Here is a 16,657-nt window from a genome sequence, read left to right on the forward strand (position 1 = left end):
CGCCAGTTGGACCTATTACTCCAGTATCGCCAGTTGGTCCTGTAACTCCAGTTGCACCAGTAACACCCATAACTCCTGTTGCTCCTACCGGACCGGTAACTCCAGTTTCTCCTGTACCTCCTGAAACGCCAATGGCTCCAGTCGGGCCAGTTGCACCGATAGCTCCAATTGCTCCCGTAACTCCAGTTACACCTGTACCTCCAGTCGGACCTGTTACTCCTGTTACTCCTGTTAAACCAGTTCCACCAGTAGCCCCCGTCGCGCCTCGAACTCCTCGATCTCCAACAGCTCCTTGGGGACCTGTTGCTCCCTTATAACCTCGAAACCCACGCACACCTCTAGGCCCTCTTTTACAACATTTATTATTTACCTTCTTCTCCCATTTACAGATACAATGAATCTCCCTGCATAACATACACATTGTGTATACTTTTTTCTTTTCCTTCGGTTTATCATGCTGGTGTGCTTTTCTCTTCCCGAGTTTCTGCTTTTTCTTAAGTTTGGATCTTCGATGTTTGCCCATTTTCGATTTTTGTGACATGTGGTGTTTTACACATTTCTTTTTTTTTGCTGAACAGAAATTAGTCAACACATGTCACCTCCGTACTTATACAATATGAGGGCTATCAATAACTGGAATAGACTGTTGACTCAATTTGAGAAAAAACATTTCTTCTGATTTTTCATCTTGTGATAATCTCCATTATAGGGGGCTGAAAAAATACAGCCCCCTTCCTTCAGATGGTTTACTGCAATTTACTCCTGTCAACTCTTCCGACGTTAAGGAGTAAATATCCAGGCACTACACTTTTCTCCTTATCTGACAACTCCTCAAACCAAACATAGATCAATTCTTTAATCGGCTTTGTTTCCGGAATAAAATCAAGAAAATCTAATTTTTTAAAAAATCCTACATCTGTTTCTTATAAATAAGGTAATTCCACTCTGAGCAAATTCATCTTTCAAGATCTACATAGCTTCTTCGATCCCGTACATCCATGTACCCTTTGTTTCGGCAAAATCTTTACCAATAGGTAAGCTTCGGCATTAGGAGTGAGAACCAGGACAATCTCTCTCGGTTTGAATAATAGGGTTACAGTTCAAGCAAACTGCCCCTTTTTATTTGTTCAACTATCATTACCCGTTTTTACTGGAATGCCTCCAGCAGTAGTGTTAGAAGCTTGCGTAATGTCTGAGGACAAGAACATGTACCCATTCCCTCTTACTTCTTATGTTCTTAACTGTAAATATACGGACGATATGAATATCATCAATATTGCGGATAACTGCCCATTAGAGGCCGTTATCTTCTCGCATGGGTGGAAATAACGAATTTCCCGCGGACCGATTAAATTATTAATGCGAAAAGTATGCTAAACTTAGGATCACCAAAAACCCCCTCGACCTGAGGGGGTTTTTTCTATTGCAATGCATTACCGCCTCTCCTAACATTTCCTACAAATGCTAATGATAGTTGAAGATGACGGAGAGAACGGCGTTTTATCCCAGTCAGCATATTGATGTTCGACGCGAAAGCCGTGACGGGTTAATAAAGAATGCAGCGTATCCTGATCCGTGAACCGACAAGCAATTCGGGAAGTCGTTTGCTTATACCCCCAATTACGCATCGTGATCCAATGCATGATATGCTGGCTAGCATCGTAATATTGTGTGCCTGATACCTTGACGTTATTCCCATCCTTATCAATAAATGATCCCCATTCTGTCTCTTCTTGATCGGATAAATCCGTTCCCTCCGGATTACGGGTCTCGAATGCAAAGATTCCATGAGGTTGTAAATGTTTGTGAACGGTCGTGAGCAAATCGTTTTGATCTTGATCACTTAAGAATGCCTGAAATGCATTACCAGTCAAATAAATCATCGAAAATCGCTTGTCCGATTCAAAGGTACGGGCATCGCCTTCCATAAAAGTAACAGTCAACCCTTCCGCCTTCAACCGCGCATAAGCGAGCATCGCTGAAGAGATATCTACACCGGTCATCGTTATGCCGGCTTCCGACAGGGTTATCGTTGTTAAGCCTGTACCACAAGCAAGTTCTAATACTTCCCCAGGACTCGATCTAGCAAGCTCAAGATAGAACTGATATTTGTCAATTTCACCGTCAAATTCAAGATCGTAATTTACCGGATCTTGATATTCTTCAAGATTGCTATGTTCAATCAACGCCATTCCCCCTTTCATTTCTTGTTATAACATTTCGAATTGCCAAAAATAAATCTATTGAATAAAATAAACACAATGTTGCATTGAGAAAAAATAATTTCTATAAGAAAATACATGTACTTATATAGACGCAAAAAGGATAATCGAAATGAAAGCCCTATCGCCAGCCATCGCGCATAACAGTATTATTTTACTATTTTTTCGATTATCCATTTGGTAATAAGTAGTTATAATCAATTTTTATCGAACCTTACATAACCACTCTTTAAGTCGATAATCACTACGCTATCCTGCCCGTTAGGTTAATGCAAATAGAGCTATTTTCGAACTATGCAAGGTATTTTATTTTCAAGACATATATGGCCAACATTTTACAGGGTGCTATTATTCAAAAAATGTATCTCGGGTCAAGTTCAAAAAGGCTTCGATCGCAGGCGAGATCCACTTCTCCTCATGCCAAAACATTTGGGTTGCAAACGATATAGCGGTCAAATCCCACGGCAACGGAACCAGTTCTCCCCGATTCACTTCTGCAGTCACAGCCATTTCAGGCAATATGGCGATGCCCATACCTATTTTCGCACATTGTTTAATCGCCTCAGCGCTATTAAATTCTAATTCGGTAATTCCGCCCATGCCCTTCTGTGAAAGACTTCGCTCAAAAAATGTGCGATAGGAACATCCCTTCTCCGTCAACAAAAAGGTCTCACCATTAAAATCTTCAATGGTTAGCGTAGTACGTGTAGCCAACGGATGATCGGGCGCTGCCAATACATAAAAGGGCTCATCCAGTATTTTTTCACCGCAAAATCCTGTCTCGCCTTTGTCCTCATCCAGCATAAAAATAATGTCCGCGTCCCCTTCACGCAAGCTCTGTTTGAGGTTCGGATTAGTCAGCGGCCGAAACATGAGTCGAATCCCCGGATAGCGCAAGCGAAACCGGCGCAGTACAGCCGGCAGCCGGTAGGTGCACAACGTTTCATCCGCACTAATGACCACCGTACCCGTCACCTCGCTGGTTTGTTTGACGGCATGCTGTGCTTCTTCAAGCTCACTCAATATGCTGTCTACATAGACCAGAAACCGCCTCCCCGCATCGGTTAGGATCACTTTTTTGCCCAATCTGTCCACCAGCTTGACGCCCAGTTCTTCCTCCAAAGCCTTCATCTGCATCGTAACCGTTGAGGGAACATAGTTTTGCACTTCTGCGGCGCGGCTAAAGTTGAGTGTCGAAGCAAGCGTATAAAAAGTCTTTAGTTGGCGCAATTCCATGGTACATCCCACTCCTTAATTCAAAAAAAATGAACGTTTCATTCATAAACGTTTCTTTGACTTCACAATAGCATCATCGTAGAGTAATGACAAGAAAGGCAGTCCAACTTTAGCTATGAAAAGGAGATTTTCACATGAGAGATTATGAAATTTATGAACTGGGTGATATTCTGCTGCAATCCGGTGACACTCTGCCAAATGCCATTCTCGCCTACAAAACCTACGGTACGCTAAATGCAGAAAAAAATAATGTAATTGTTTATCCCACCTGGTTTGCAGGTCTGCATACCGATAATGAATGGTTAATAGGACCCGGTAAGTCGCTGGACCCGGAAAAGTATTTTATTATCATACCGAATATGCTAGGCAATGGATTATCCTCCTCACCAAGCAATACGCCACCGCCCTATCATCAATCAAATTTCCCACTAATTTCGATATATGATAATGTGCGGTTGCAGCATCAACTAGTTACTCAAAAGTTTGGTATTACAAAAATTGCCCTTGTTGTTGGCTGGTCACTTGGAGCTGTTCAGACCTTTCAGTGGGGAGCAAGTTATCCGGATATGGTCGAGAGAATTGCTCCATTCGGAGGAACTGCCAAGACACGGCCACATGCAAATGTTGTATTTGAAGGAATGATCGCTGCCCTTCAAGCTGATTCAGCCTGGAAGAATGGCTATTACACGCAGCAGCCCAAAGTGGGATTGGCAGCAATGGGCCGAGTCTATGCAGCTTGGGGCTTCTCTCAGGCTTATTATCTAGAGCAGCTCTATCAAATAGAGGGCTACCAGACACTGAAAGAATATCTTGTGGATTACTGGGATCAAGTTTTTTTGACCTTTGACGCCAATGACCTAATCACCATGTTATGTACCGGAATCACAGGAGATATTAGTGCAAATTCATTGTATGATGGCGATTTTGAACTTGCATTAAGCAGTATTACTGCACGGGCACTGGTTATGTCGGGAAGTACGGATCTTTTCTTCCCTCCCCAGGACAATAAATATGAGGCACAACATATGCCTGATGCACTCTTCCTCTCGATTGAATCGAAATGGGGGCATTGCGCAGGAATTGGACAGCATGTACCAGATTCCGTATTTATAGATAAAAACCTAAAAAGATTCTTGCTTGAATAGACGAGAAAAGAGGAGGAGCAGATTGAATTGAAAAATAACCTGATCATCTATGTCCTGGCTCTTTCTGTTTTTCTGATCGGCACCATTGAATACATTATTACAGGAGTCATTGAAATGATTGCAGGGGACTTGGGCGTATCTACTTCCGAAATTGGGCTATTGGTGACTGTATTTGCACTCGCAGCGGCCATTATCGCTCCGATTCTGATCGCCCTAACGATAAATGTGGATCGCAAGAAGCTACTCATGGCTAACCTCAGTGTATTTATTGCCAGCAACGGACTTATGTTTGTAAACCTTTCTTACGAAACACTACTAGGGGTAAGAATTATTCAAGGGGCTAGTGGAGGAATCGCTACCGTAGTAGCTATGGCAGTAGCGACACGACTCGTTGAAAAAGAAAGCAGGGGCAGTGCCATCGGTATTATTTTGATGGGACTCAGCAGTTCGCTCGTGCTGGGTGTTCCAATTGGTACATTTTTTAGCGAGATGTTTGGATGGAGGGTTTTGTTTATTGTGATCGGTATGTTAAGCATTATTCCATTGATTATCATCTATAAGAAGGTTCCTGCAATCATAGAAGAAGAAGCTGTTACCCTCAGGATGCAGCTCGCCATTTTAAAAGATTCAAAGATTCTAACTGCCTTAGTTATTACTTTATTTTATATCGGTGGTTACTCTACGCTCTTTACTTATATTACACCGTTCTTACAAGCTACATCCTCTCTTTCAATAACCACAATTAGCGGTGTTCTATTCCTGGCGGGAATTTGCAGCTTCGTCGGATCAAGAGTAGGAGGACAATTGGCAGATGCAAAGGGATCTAAATTCACAATTTGTCTTGGACTCCTGTTACAAGGAGCAACTCTCCTTTTATTCGCTCTAGCTGGTGTTAATCTCTTTTTATTCATCTTGATTCTAATGATCTTTATGTTAGCCACCTGGAGTATTTCACCTGCCCAGCAGCTATATCTGGTTACGCTGGTACCTCGAAATCCGGACATTGCCCTAAGCGTAAATACTTCTTTCATCCAATTTGGTTTTGCACTGGGATCTGGATTAGGCGGGCTTGTCATCAGCCGTACCTCTGTCCTGAATCTGAATTGGGTAGGTTTGGCTGCTGTAAGCATCGCTTTAGTTCTTGCAATATTGCTATTCAAAAAAATGAGCAGGCTACCGTAGCACCTGCTCATCAATGTGTTTGTGTATTATTCAACTATCGTGTCCCGTTAGCGTAATCAATGTATGAACTTTATTCTTCTATCATCGAATGTTCTTTCGACATCTCTTCCAAATCCATACCCATCTGCAATAAGTGATTTAACTGGAACATGAGGGGTTAAGACAATCTTCCATTGATTGTCCTCCAATGCAACGCATATGAGGAAATAATTCACCCCATTTATATGAAATTTATCTTCCCTATAAACGCTATAATCGATTGCAACATAATAAAGCCTCGGACTGGTAAATTTCTCAACGTACCTCATGGGCAAAAACTGTTTTCCATACTCAAAGTTCACACATGCAACAAGATGAGCCTTATTGATGTTGAATAAACCAAGTTTGTTTTTTAATTCTTACTATTAGGGGTACAGCCAACATTTCAGAAATTTTGTACGCGAAGCAAATTTCGACATAAATATAGCCAAATACCTGTACGTTAAGGAATTCGGCTTATGTTATAGCTTAGTTTTTATTTAATGGGGTAGCGTCAGAAAAATGCGTATTTACAACGATAAGGGGATTTTTTTTGAAAGGTAAAAAGTACATTCCTTGATTATAGTCGGAAAGACTGTTAATCAATTCTATTTGTACAAGTTATTATTACGTTATGAAAACACTTTTTAATTAAGGTACTTTCATAATTATTAGTGCTCTTATAATGTAGTAATAATCGGTCCATCCTTCGTAAGAATAATCGTATGTTCGTATTGAGCTACAAAGCTTTTTTCTGTAACAAAGGTCCCGTCTTCTTTTTGGGATACTTCTTCTTCAAAGGTCGAGATAAATGGTTCGAATGCGATAACCATCCCTTCCTTTAATAATTCATCATCCCATGTATCATTATAATTATAAATGTGGTCAGGTGCTTCGTGTATTGTACGTCCAATACCATGCCCTGTAAGATTTTTGACAACAGTTAATCCATTCTCTCTCGCTGTTTGGAATACTACTTTTCCGATTCTACTTTTTTTTGAACCAGGTTTTGCTTTCTTAAGCCCTGCTTCAAATGCCTTTTTAGCAACGTCGCATATTTTCATTAATACTTCTTCTCCCTCGCCCACTACAAAAGAGATTCCTGTATCTGCGAAATACCCGTTTTTTGAACCAGAAACATCTATATTTACTAAATCCCCTTCATAAATAACCCGATGACCCGGAATACCATGTGCCACTTCTTCATTAACACTAATGCAAGTATAGCCAGGAAAATCATACTCACCTTTTGGGGCTGAAACTGCACCTGCTCTCTCTAAAAACTCTCCAGCTATATCATCAAGTTCTTTGGTCGTTATGCCAGGAATTGTTCTTTGTACCAATTCATCTCTAATGGAGGCAACAATTTTGCCAATTTCCTTCAAACCATTAAAATCTTCTTCTGTTTTTGCAATCATCGTATATCCCCACTTTTTAAAGTATCTTATGATTAGTAATCCATTTAGAGTATAGCATAAACGGAACGGCTTTTTCTTCAACTAAACTGCCCGTTAGTTGAACAAAGGGCTACCTCTCGGCAGCCCTCTTATTATTGAACTATAGTGTCCCGTTAGTTGAACAAGCACGCTTTCTTTTATTACACAATATCGTCGAACTACGCATTGATCTTTCATAAATGTGAGCCACTGCGGCGTTTTGCTTCTTCGATCTCCGAATAGCGGTTTCGCATCAATACCTTTTAAAACTTCACTCAATTTGATTTGGTCCTCATTACATTTAAAAATCAGTGTGCATTAGGTTTTAACACTCGCATACAACAATCTAGCATTAATTAATTTTTCTTGGACATAATAACAAAGTTGAAAAATATGAATTGAAGGAGCTAAAATATTGGGTATTTTAAACGGCAATCCGAAAGATGAACCATTACATTATGGTGAAATTTTCAGTGTATGGAGTGGCTCTGTGGTTGCTAGAGGATCTGTATCATGCTACCAAGCATTTTTAAACCACGCCGGTGACAAGGACCTTAAAAAAATACTCAATGATCTTATTGATCAAGCAAAACTAGAGATTAAAGAATTTGATAAATTACTTACTGAAAACGGATTTGCTCCCGCACCAATCATGCCTGAAAGACCACCAGTAAAACTTGAAGATATCCCTGCCGGCGCAAGATTTACTGATCTTGAAATAGCTGCAAGAATTGGCGCAGATGCCGCTATCGGACTGGTTGCTTGTAGCCAAGCTATGGGTCAATCAATTAGAGTGGATGTAGGTGCTTTGTTTGCTAAATACCATCTCGCTACAGCAGCTTTGGGAGTTAAGATCCTTGAAATCAGCAAGGAAAAAGGTTGGTTAATCCCTCCTCCGCTTCAAGTGAAGAGACCTGAATCAGAAGCTTAAATGTAATTTACAGTCCTGCTCATTGAGCAGGATTTCTTTGTTTAGGTTATACACCCTATAATTGTGTCATGACTCGCTATTTCCTTAGTGCTGTTACGCTTAATGTGTCAAATGCGACATAAAACCTCCACTTATCTTGTTCAACTAAACTGCCCGTTAGCATAATAAAAAGAGCAGGATACCGAAGCAACTGCTCATCACTGTGTATTATTCAACTATCGTGTCCCGTTAGCTTAATCGTTTATTGAAAATGGAATCACAATTTCAATACATCCCAGGCTCCACCTGAGCCATGATAGGTCTCAACACTTAACTCAAACTTTCTGTTACATGAAGTACATTTAAACAAGTGATATAAAACTTCATCTGGCCAAGGCTGTCCTTTTTGAAGAGAAAAAAAGTCGCAGTTACCTTGGATTATTTCCATTGTTCCTTCATTAAGGACTTCCTTCACCTGTTCAATCATATTAAAGTATTCATATGGATGAGCGATCTTTATTCTCTCTGAAAAACCCTCGCATCTATTGCACATTCCATTACCTCCATACTTTTAGCTTAACTGAAAGAATTCGAGGAATTGACTGAAGTATCCTGCCCGTTAGCTTAATCATCATCGGCCACCGGAACATATTCTTAGCCTATTTCGGTTAACGGTACACAGTCTTGTAATCCAACTAATGCCGTGTTGTCGGGTACATATGATTCGAACCTACTTGGTCCCTTAAAAACCAAAAAACGCTAATAAGCGGTATTTAATGAAATGTTATTGTTGTCACCTGTAATTTGTAAACGTCTCGGGCTTGACTCCCTGGCTAACGGTACAAGTTCTTGTCCATTTTCGGCAATAGGTACAAGTTCTTGTCTCGAGCAAAGGACAAGAACTTGTACCCATAAAATTAAAAAAGCCCGCCTAGCGCGGGTTCTAATAGGTATATGTTCTTGCCCTCTTACAAAAACCCCTATATTATTGTCGGAGGACAAGAACTTGATCCCTTAGCCGATTCCCCCTGATTTAGTCATCATTCCCATTCCCTCTTACTTCTTATGTTCTTAACTGCAAGTATATGGACGTTATGAATATCTCAATGTTGCGGATAACTGCCCGGTAGCTTAATAAAAAGAACAGGATACCGAAGCACCTGCTCTTCAATGTGTATTATTCAACTATCGTGTCCCGTTAGCTTAATAAAAGAGCAGGATACCGAAGCACCTGCTCATCAATGTGTAATATTCAACTATCGTGTCCCGTTAGCCATACATGCAGCGCTGGCGCTGCACCACAGATGATGGAAGTAATTCCGTTCTTCCATGGGAGTTTAAGTACAATAGTTCACAACTTTTGTTGAAGTAAAATCAATCTTCTATTAGTAACAAAAAAATCCATAAATTGTCGGTCTATGATTTTGATTATTGCACTTTAATAAAACTGAACCCTCTAATTTCACAAAAAAATCAACACTTGTCATTTAATTTTGAGGTGTTATAACGTCACCTTTTCTTGGCATTGAACTAACATTTAAATCTCTAAAAAACAAAGGAAGTCCTTCTGCTATTACAGGGTGTATAGTCTTGGTTGGATTTTGTCTTTGATGATGAATATGTAAATGTGGCTCTGAAGTTGAACCACTATTTCCTACACGCCCCAATAAATCACCTGGCTTTACTTTATCTCCAACTTTAACTAATACGCTATCTTTTTTTAAATGGTTAAGCAAAAGATAAGTACCAGTTTCTTCTATTTCTATGTATACATAATTACCTTCCAATGAATTAAAGTCTTCTGAGCCTGGTGTAATATCATCTTCACCATCGTAAGTAGCAATTACTACCCCGGAAACAGGCGAATAAACTATTTTATTCCAAATGCCGTAATCTTCGTTATTATCACTATTAATGTTATATGGTTCCATTAATAAATCATATGCCCATCTCTCTGATGACCATATGGCATGCGGTAAATTGTCTTTAACATTATTACCACCCCAACCAACTACTGTCTGTTCCTTTAAAGGGAAATTTACAGTGACGGATGGTTGGGCATGTTCAACGGTATTTGGATAAGCCAAAGGAATAATGTTCATAGTCATTAATATAGGGAAAATCATTAGTATATTGACCATTACATTAAAAGCTAACTTTAAACTTTTGATTTTTTTAAATAATAAAATGATAAAAATTATCAAATTCATTAACAATCCCAGCGCTCCTATAAAGGGTAGAACTAGTTTGAGTAGTGTCCATGAATATGCACCAACTATACCTCCAATTAAAAAAACACTAATCCATAGTATTAGAAAGAATGCTATTAATACGCAATTTATGTAACCAATCTTTCGAATTACTGCTTTCAATATAAGCTCTCCTTTCATTAACAATCTTTTTGTAAGTATTTCAATTAACTTTAAGCCCTAACATGTCATACAACTTCAGATGTAGATAGAGAAAGAGCCTACTTTAAATTGATTTATATTTCACTAACTCACCTCAGAAGAATCTTTCCTTTTAGAAAAAAGTCCAATTTTTGAGGTGTAATAGCTCAATTTTTATTAAACTAACCTGCCGGTTAGTTTAATAAAAAGAGCAGGATAACCGAAGCACCTGCTCATCAATGTGTATTATTGAACTATCGTCTCCCTTTAGTTGAGTAACGGCATTTTGATTTTCAAATTGACGTTACTCAACTATTTGTTAAAAAACAGCGGCGATATTACTCTCTTCTATAACTCTCTTCTACGTTCTTCGCGCAGCTGGGCATAAATTTGAGTAGTCGACGCTTTTTCATGTTCTAACATGCTTTCAACTTTTCGAGCTAGTTTTAATGCCCCTTGATCGATATATTTCATATAATAATGCGACAAAATAAATAAGGGCACCATGGAAACCATAAACGTAATTGCATAGGCAAGGTTATAACTTAAATGATGAATCACTTTACTAAACAGGAACGCGGAGAACGTATTTAGGAAAGTAAAATAAATAAGGAAAAGGGAAAATGAAATCTGTCCTAAATAAGCAAACGGTTTCCATCCAAACACATGCTGCAGCACTTTTAAACGAAGCAGAGCAAACAAAATCATAGCAGAACCTAGGGTTCGTGCAAGAAGTCGTGGATCGATGTTAAATTGAACCCATTCATTGATATTTTTTGTCAACACTTCTATGGGTTCGTACATAGTCCCCATTAATGGAGTATAAGGCGCCGAACCTAAGTAAATCCCCATTAAAAGCACAAGTACTGCGGTTATTTTACTTTGGACCCATTTGTGCTTGAGCAAATCGGCAAGCAGCATTCCCCACAAAAAAGCGACAAAATAGGTTTGAATAAACGCAATGGATAAGACCACATACACAATCCATCTTTTTTTCACACGTCCAAATAAAGCAAGAAAACCAAAAATTAAAAAAGAACCTAATAACTCATAGCTCATTGTCCAAAGGACTGGATTGTAAGGATGTGCTTTAAAACGGAAAAACGGATCAAAAATAGCAGCCTTGATAACGGTATATACATTTGTATCTAAAGCGTAGTAATTCTTTTTCATATCCGTCCATGTTGTTCCCCATAGTTCTTGGAGATAAAAGGCATTTGTAATAATTGCTAGATACACAAGCAATACGGATACCGCTACCGGCACGGCAAGCCTAATGTACCTTCGTATGGCGCTGGAATGCAACAATTTTTGAAAGGTCTCACTATCGAGCTCTTTTTCAAACATTTTGACACTGAGCACATAACCACTTAGCACAAAAAACAAACAAACGGCAAATTGTCCATTATAAAATAAATTAATCGGAGAATGTCCGTACCAGATATCCCATTCAAAATGAGCTTGTTGCGGTCTTCCATTTAACGCAGCTGGATAAAATACTTGTATGTAGTGAGAAATAACCACGGCAAATGCCGCGAGTCCCCTAATGCCATCCAAATAGAATAGCTTTCTTTCGGATGACTCTTTATTCATTTTTCCCCTTCTTTCATGAATAAAACTATTATACGGTTCCCCATGTTTGATCTTCAACTATCCTGCCCGTAGTTCAATAAGAAAGATGAACAGTATCGTCCGGATACGACAGAAATAGGGAAACAATTAATATGTTGACTGTGTTCGGAATCCTTATTCAACTAATGTATTCCGTTATTTTACTAAGCTCAAACTGCTAGAAATATAATAGAGTAATAAGAAAGCTAACATGACTATAATAACTACTTTTGATAACTGTTTTAGTTTTTTATTTTCAAATGTCTTATTTAGTAGATAAAAGAAACCTAAAACCCATAATCCGTCTTTAAAAAAGGTAGCAAACGTAGTTGTAATCCATCATATAAAAAAATAAACTATTCATAACCGTACCTCCTCTTATATTTAGAAGTGTTACATAAATTCAATCACAATTTAGTTTCATATGTTAAACGTAATGATTATAAAAAGGTTACAAGTATAGGTTCCACTATACTGCCCGTTACTTCAATGAAAAAAGCAGGCTACCGTACCGCCTGCTCATCAATGCGTATCATTCAACTAAAGTGTCCCGTTAGCTGAATAACTAAAACCGAGTAGCTGTCTCCCTTTTGTTACGCTAACGTTCACCCTTTGTATAATTCCTTACTTTTAGATTTTTGTTTAACTCAACGGCTTCCATTAAATTGTCCGCTGGGTAACTAAGAACAGTAGTGCCGCTTGTATTAAAGATTTTTATTTGATCGTTGTTAAATTCAATTGACAGCTTCGTCATATCAGAATTTATATAGGCAGTACCAATAATTGTTCGAATAGCTTTATCATAGGTTACTATACTGAAACCATTTGCAATCATAGCGTTTTCAAATATAAACCCATCCATTTTAAGCGTCCCGATAAATGAATTTTTACGTTTATCCAATGTACCCACGAGTTGAAAAGGAATTGACTTGTTCAATTGATTTTCTATGTTATATGCAGTTGCATTTCCTGAAATTTTGATTGTCTTAGTTGATGGTGACGTGACAATTACATACACAATAAAAGTTGCAATTAGAATAGCTGACACTAAAATCCTTGTCTTTTTCATTATCCCGTCCTTTCTGCTTTCTCAAATAATGCCTCTGAGAAACACACATAATTTATTAACAAATAACCCTATAGTTTTAGACACTATAAATACAATAAAAGTTCCATTAATCTGCCCGTTAGCTTAATCATCATCGTCCACCGGAACATATTCTTAGCCTATTTCGGTTAACGGTACACAGTCTTGTCATCCAACTAATGCCGTGTTGTCGGTTACATATGATTCGAACCTACTTGGTCCCTTAAAAAACAAAAAAATACTAATAAGCGGTATTTAATGAAATGTTATTGTTGTCACCTGTAATTTGTAAACGTCTCGGGCTTGTCTCCCTGGCTAACGGTACAAGTTCTTGTCCATTTTCGGCAATAGGTACAAGTTCTTGTCTGGAGCAAAGGACAAGAACTTGTACCCATAAAATTAAAAAAGCCCGCCTAGCGCGGGTTCCAATAGGTATATGTTCTTGTCCTCTTACATTTGTCCAAGGACATTAATGTGCCTACATTAATGACATTAATCTCCCTACAATGTGTCTGTTTGGATGTTATCTCTCTCCAGCTGAATTCCCGTACTGTTCATATAATTCCACGTAAAAAAAGAAAAAGAAGCCGAATTTCTCTTTCAAGTGCCTCAGGCAATTGATCCAACGAATAAATGTTATCCAACACCGGATGTATTTTATGTTCTTCCGCAAGCTTCAGCATATTTTCAAAGTCTTGCGGACTTCCCAGTGTTGATCCTATTACTGAAATTTCCTTTGTGGCTCCAAAGCTGCTCAGGCTCAGCCTTTTTTTAAAATCATTCGGCTAGGTCTAATTTATTATTGTCTTTTTGAGGTTTTTCGCGGATTTAATTTTCATGGGAGTTTAATAAAAAAAGCAGGATACCGAAGCACCTGCTCATCAATGTGTATTCTTGAACTATCGTTGGCTTTAGGGCTACAAAAAGAAGATCAAGTATGGAAATTGGATATCTACCATTTAATAAAAGATTATATAAATAAAGCAAGTAAAAACAAAATATAATAGGTTAATTCAGGTAATAAAAGCTATTTCGTAAAACACTGTTAACCTAACGGTTTTCGTTTATAAAACATTAATGCAGCGATTAACGATGACTTTGTGCCTACTTATGATACGGTTCTTCGCTGCTCGTGCTCTGATAAAGCAGTTTGAGTGGTCTCTCTGTGTGCCATTTTAAAGCCGTTGCATGAAAAAAAGGTAAAATAATTAAATAATGTTGAACTACATTACTAATTAATCGATGAATATATAAATGAGGTTGGAAAAATGAACGTTTAAAGTCCATAAATAAGTGCTAGCCTTGTTCCTGTTCGTCAAACTTAGTTTCAGTTCCTATGGTTTTTCCACCTGCAACGCCACTTTAAATAACGCTGCAATCACATGATCTTCTCGGCTACTAAATATCTTCATTGTTCTTCCCTCCCTATTAGTCTTCTTAGGAACAGTCTGCTCTACTTCTCTATGCTTTAGACCTTACCCATCCATCAAATATAGCGACGAAGCAATGTAGTTTTATTATTTTTTATGTGTTAATATATTTTAAATAATGGAAAATAATAGAATATGATAGACAAATTTGGAAAAGGCCTCTGGAGGATGGAAATGAAAGTCATAAATGTTTTGGTGGTTATTGTTGTTATCGTTGCCATTTTATTGCCGGCATATCTATTGAAAGAAGCAAAAAACAATTTCTCGCACAAAAGACAATATGAGAGAAATTGGCAATTGAAATTGCCTTCCAAATTTAAAGAACTTGATCAATATACAAATCAAGGTGGATTTCACGGGGAAGGGATACGCTATACTATTTTTAAATCTAAAGAAAAACACTTTTCCTCAATATTAGAGTCAACAAGCGGAAGAAAGATTATTAAAAAATATTCCGGGGATACTCTTCATGATAATGAAAGAGATATAAAAAAATATGTTGAGAATATATTGCTGCGCTTAGATGTTTCTAAAGATAATATACCAAATTTTAATGAAGTTTACTTGTGGCAAGAGTTCAATTATGAATCTGATAGATTAGTTGTTCTATATTTTCCCAATAGGAAACTTTGTTATTTTGTGGAAGAATTAAGATGAAAATTTAAGGAGGTGATTTCGATGTTGAACCTAATATGATACCCTGAATCCGTGAAATACCTAAACAGATTCGGCGTACCCATCATAATCACCCTCAAGTGTATGACTTGTTCCATTAGCTCTTCCTGCTTCTGTAAACTTAACTCCAGGTAAAGTTTTTATAAAAGCTTGTACTCCCCATAAACATCCACCTGCAAAATATACTACTTCCATATTGACTCTCCTCTTCGTTTAAAAAACCAAAAAATTCATTCCAACTAAATAGGAAGAAAAAACTGTAGTTACTAAGTCTACTACACATTAAAATAATGACAAATTTTCTTATTCCACATTATGTACCGATTGTTGAACACAAATTAAACAACACTGTTCAACTAACCTGCCCGTTAGCTTAATCATCGTCGGTTAGCGGTACACAATCTTGTCTTCCGACAGATGACGTGTTGCTAACGGTACAAGTTCTTGTCCATTTTCGGCAATGGGACCAAGTTCTTGTCCCGAGCAAAGGACAAGAACTTGGTCCCATATAATAAAAAATCCACGCCCAACGCGGATTTCATAAGGTATATGTTCTTGTCCTCTTACACATGTCGGATGACAAGAATGTGTTCCGATAAATGACAAGAATGTGTTCCGATAAATGACAAGAATATATTCCGATTGCCGGTATGTGTGTTCTCTTCTTCTCTTTATTTAGAGTACAATAATTATTACTGTTCTATTTACTCTATATACACGATTACTTGAGTTACATATGTACAAAAATAATAGTTTTGTGAACATGTCTAGCTTCCGGATCTCCAAATTCAGCCGAATTTGACCGTGACAGCCGATTAGCGTTCCGTGGAACAATGAAAAAAACCGTGTTTTGGCCAACTAGCCGAACACGGTTTTTCTTCGATTTACTTCATTTTTCGGGGTCATCCAATTTGATCTCTTTCTGGTTTCCATTTCCGTCATATATAACTTCCGTTTTGCGACCATCAGGGTATACTCGAATCACTTTATCACCCTCAGCGTAGCAGTAAAAAGTTCCTGCATCAAAAGCGGACTTTCTCGCTGCAGCTGTAGCTTGTTTGCCGTACTCATTCAACTCTTCCCAGCTTAGTTCTTTCATAGAAACTCCCCTCCCTAGAATCCTTTAAAAATAACTCAATGTACTCTTCATCACTGATTTCATCATTCAGTCTCCTATACAAAAGTGACTTTTCTCTGTCGTTCAACGCTGCATCCTCAAAATCCATAGAAGCGTTCACTTCCTTGAATATTTCTTCAAATTCTTTTCTAGATATCTTTGGCATCATACTTTACCTCCTGCATGAACATCTAAAAA

At 38.1% G+C, this 16,657-nt stretch carries 13 protein-coding genes and 3 pseudogenes; 4 read left to right on the forward strand and 12 right to left on the reverse strand.

Features of this window, described 5'->3' with window-relative positions; translation table 11 throughout:
- The 3 genes and pseudogenes from BW961_RS26415 to BW961_RS26425 all read right to left on the reverse strand — a co-directional run.
- Window positions 1-334, reverse strand: a pseudogene (locus BW961_RS26415) (hypothetical protein); the annotation flags it as partial.
- Window positions 335-1,445: 1,111 nt separating this feature from the next.
- Window positions 1,446-2,186, reverse strand: a complete 741-nt coding sequence (locus tag BW961_RS26420) for a class I SAM-dependent DNA methyltransferase (RefSeq protein WP_082867667.1) — start codon at window positions 2,184-2,186, stop codon at window positions 1,446-1,448.
- A 384-nt stretch (window positions 2,187-2,570) separates the two neighbouring features.
- A complete protein-coding gene (locus BW961_RS26425) occupies window positions 2,571-3,458 on the reverse strand; it encodes a LysR family transcriptional regulator (protein ID WP_068591311.1) in 888 nt (295 codons plus the stop codon).
- A 134-nt stretch (window positions 3,459-3,592) separates the two neighbouring features.
- Here BW961_RS26425 and BW961_RS26430 point away from each other — a divergent pair, with 134 nt between their 5' ends.
- Together BW961_RS26430 and BW961_RS26435 are read left to right on the forward strand one after the other, a co-directional pair.
- Window positions 3,593-4,603 carry an alpha/beta fold hydrolase gene (locus BW961_RS26430; RefSeq protein ID WP_068591313.1) on the forward strand — a complete coding sequence of 337 codons (1,011 nt, stop codon included), beginning with the start codon at window positions 3,593-3,595 and terminating at the stop codon, window positions 4,601-4,603.
- Window positions 4,604-4,630: 27 nt separating this feature from the next.
- Window positions 4,631-5,785: an MFS transporter gene (locus tag BW961_RS26435; protein WP_068591315.1), complete on the forward strand. Its 1,155-nt coding sequence runs from the start codon at window positions 4,631-4,633 to the stop codon at window positions 5,783-5,785.
- Between the two features lie 698 nt (window positions 5,786-6,483).
- Here BW961_RS26435 and map read toward each other — a convergent pair.
- Both map and BW961_RS31410 read right to left on the reverse strand, forming a co-directional pair.
- Entirely contained in the window at window positions 6,484-7,221 is a 738-nt protein-coding gene (map, locus tag BW961_RS26445; protein WP_076577045.1) for a type I methionyl aminopeptidase, read from the reverse strand.
- Between the two features lie 207 nt (window positions 7,222-7,428).
- Window positions 7,429-7,580 (reverse strand): annotated as a pseudogene (locus BW961_RS31410) (SAM-dependent methyltransferase); the annotation flags it as partial.
- 74 nt (window positions 7,581-7,654) lie between these two features.
- On the opposite strand from BW961_RS31410, the gene BW961_RS26455 reads away from it, so the two are divergent.
- The gene (locus tag BW961_RS26455; protein WP_068591322.1) at window positions 7,655-8,170 is read left to right on the forward strand and encodes a DUF3231 family protein; all 516 of its coding nucleotides are present in this window, start codon (window positions 7,655-7,657) and stop codon (window positions 8,168-8,170) included.
- 256 nt (window positions 8,171-8,426) lie between these two features.
- On the opposite strand, the gene BW961_RS26460 is transcribed toward BW961_RS26455, so the two are convergent.
- From BW961_RS26460 to BW961_RS26480, 4 genes are all read right to left on the reverse strand, one after another.
- Window positions 8,427-8,702, reverse strand: coding sequence for a hypothetical protein (locus tag BW961_RS26460; protein WP_068591324.1), 276 nt, complete (start codon window positions 8,700-8,702; stop codon window positions 8,427-8,429).
- A 934-nt stretch (window positions 8,703-9,636) separates the two neighbouring features.
- Window positions 9,637-10,521 carry a M23 family metallopeptidase gene (locus BW961_RS26465; protein WP_244556070.1) on the reverse strand — a complete coding sequence of 295 codons (885 nt, stop codon included), beginning with the start codon at window positions 10,519-10,521 and terminating at the stop codon, window positions 9,637-9,639.
- Window positions 10,522-10,887: 366 nt separating this feature from the next.
- Window positions 10,888-12,132, reverse strand: a complete 1,245-nt coding sequence (locus BW961_RS31415) for an acyltransferase family protein (protein ID WP_068592175.1) — start codon at window positions 12,130-12,132, stop codon at window positions 10,888-10,890.
- A 616-nt stretch (window positions 12,133-12,748) separates the two neighbouring features.
- Window positions 12,749-13,219 carry a hypothetical protein gene (locus BW961_RS26480; protein ID WP_068592177.1) on the reverse strand — a complete coding sequence of 157 codons (471 nt, stop codon included), beginning with the start codon at window positions 13,217-13,219 and terminating at the stop codon, window positions 12,749-12,751.
- A 1,622-nt stretch (window positions 13,220-14,841) separates the two neighbouring features.
- On the opposite strand from BW961_RS26480, the gene BW961_RS26485 reads away from it, so the two are divergent.
- On the forward strand, window positions 14,842-15,324 hold the full coding sequence (locus tag BW961_RS26485) for a hypothetical protein (protein WP_068592179.1): 483 nt from the start codon (window positions 14,842-14,844) through the stop codon (window positions 15,322-15,324).
- A 63-nt stretch (window positions 15,325-15,387) separates the two neighbouring features.
- Here BW961_RS26485 and BW961_RS26490 read toward each other — a convergent pair.
- The 3 genes and pseudogenes from BW961_RS26490 to BW961_RS26500 form a co-directional block, all read right to left on the reverse strand.
- Window positions 15,388-15,537, reverse strand: a pseudogene (locus BW961_RS26490) (peptide-methionine (S)-S-oxide reductase); the annotation flags it as partial.
- A gap of 694 nt (window positions 15,538-16,231) precedes the next feature.
- Window positions 16,232-16,441 (reverse strand): hypothetical protein, encoded by a 210-nt coding sequence (locus BW961_RS26495; RefSeq protein ID WP_068592181.1) that lies wholly within the window; start codon window positions 16,439-16,441, stop codon window positions 16,232-16,234.
- Entirely contained in the window at window positions 16,410-16,628 is a 219-nt protein-coding gene (locus BW961_RS26500) for a hypothetical protein (protein ID WP_082867709.1), read from the reverse strand. The genes BW961_RS26495 and BW961_RS26500 overlap by 32 nt, the downstream gene beginning before the upstream one ends.
- Between the last annotated feature and the right edge of the window lie 29 nt (window positions 16,629-16,657).

The sequence above is a fragment of the Paenibacillus macquariensis genome (assembly GCF_900156375.1).
Lineage (GTDB): Bacteria > Bacillota > Bacilli > Paenibacillales > Paenibacillaceae > Paenibacillus_AQ > Paenibacillus_AQ macquariensis.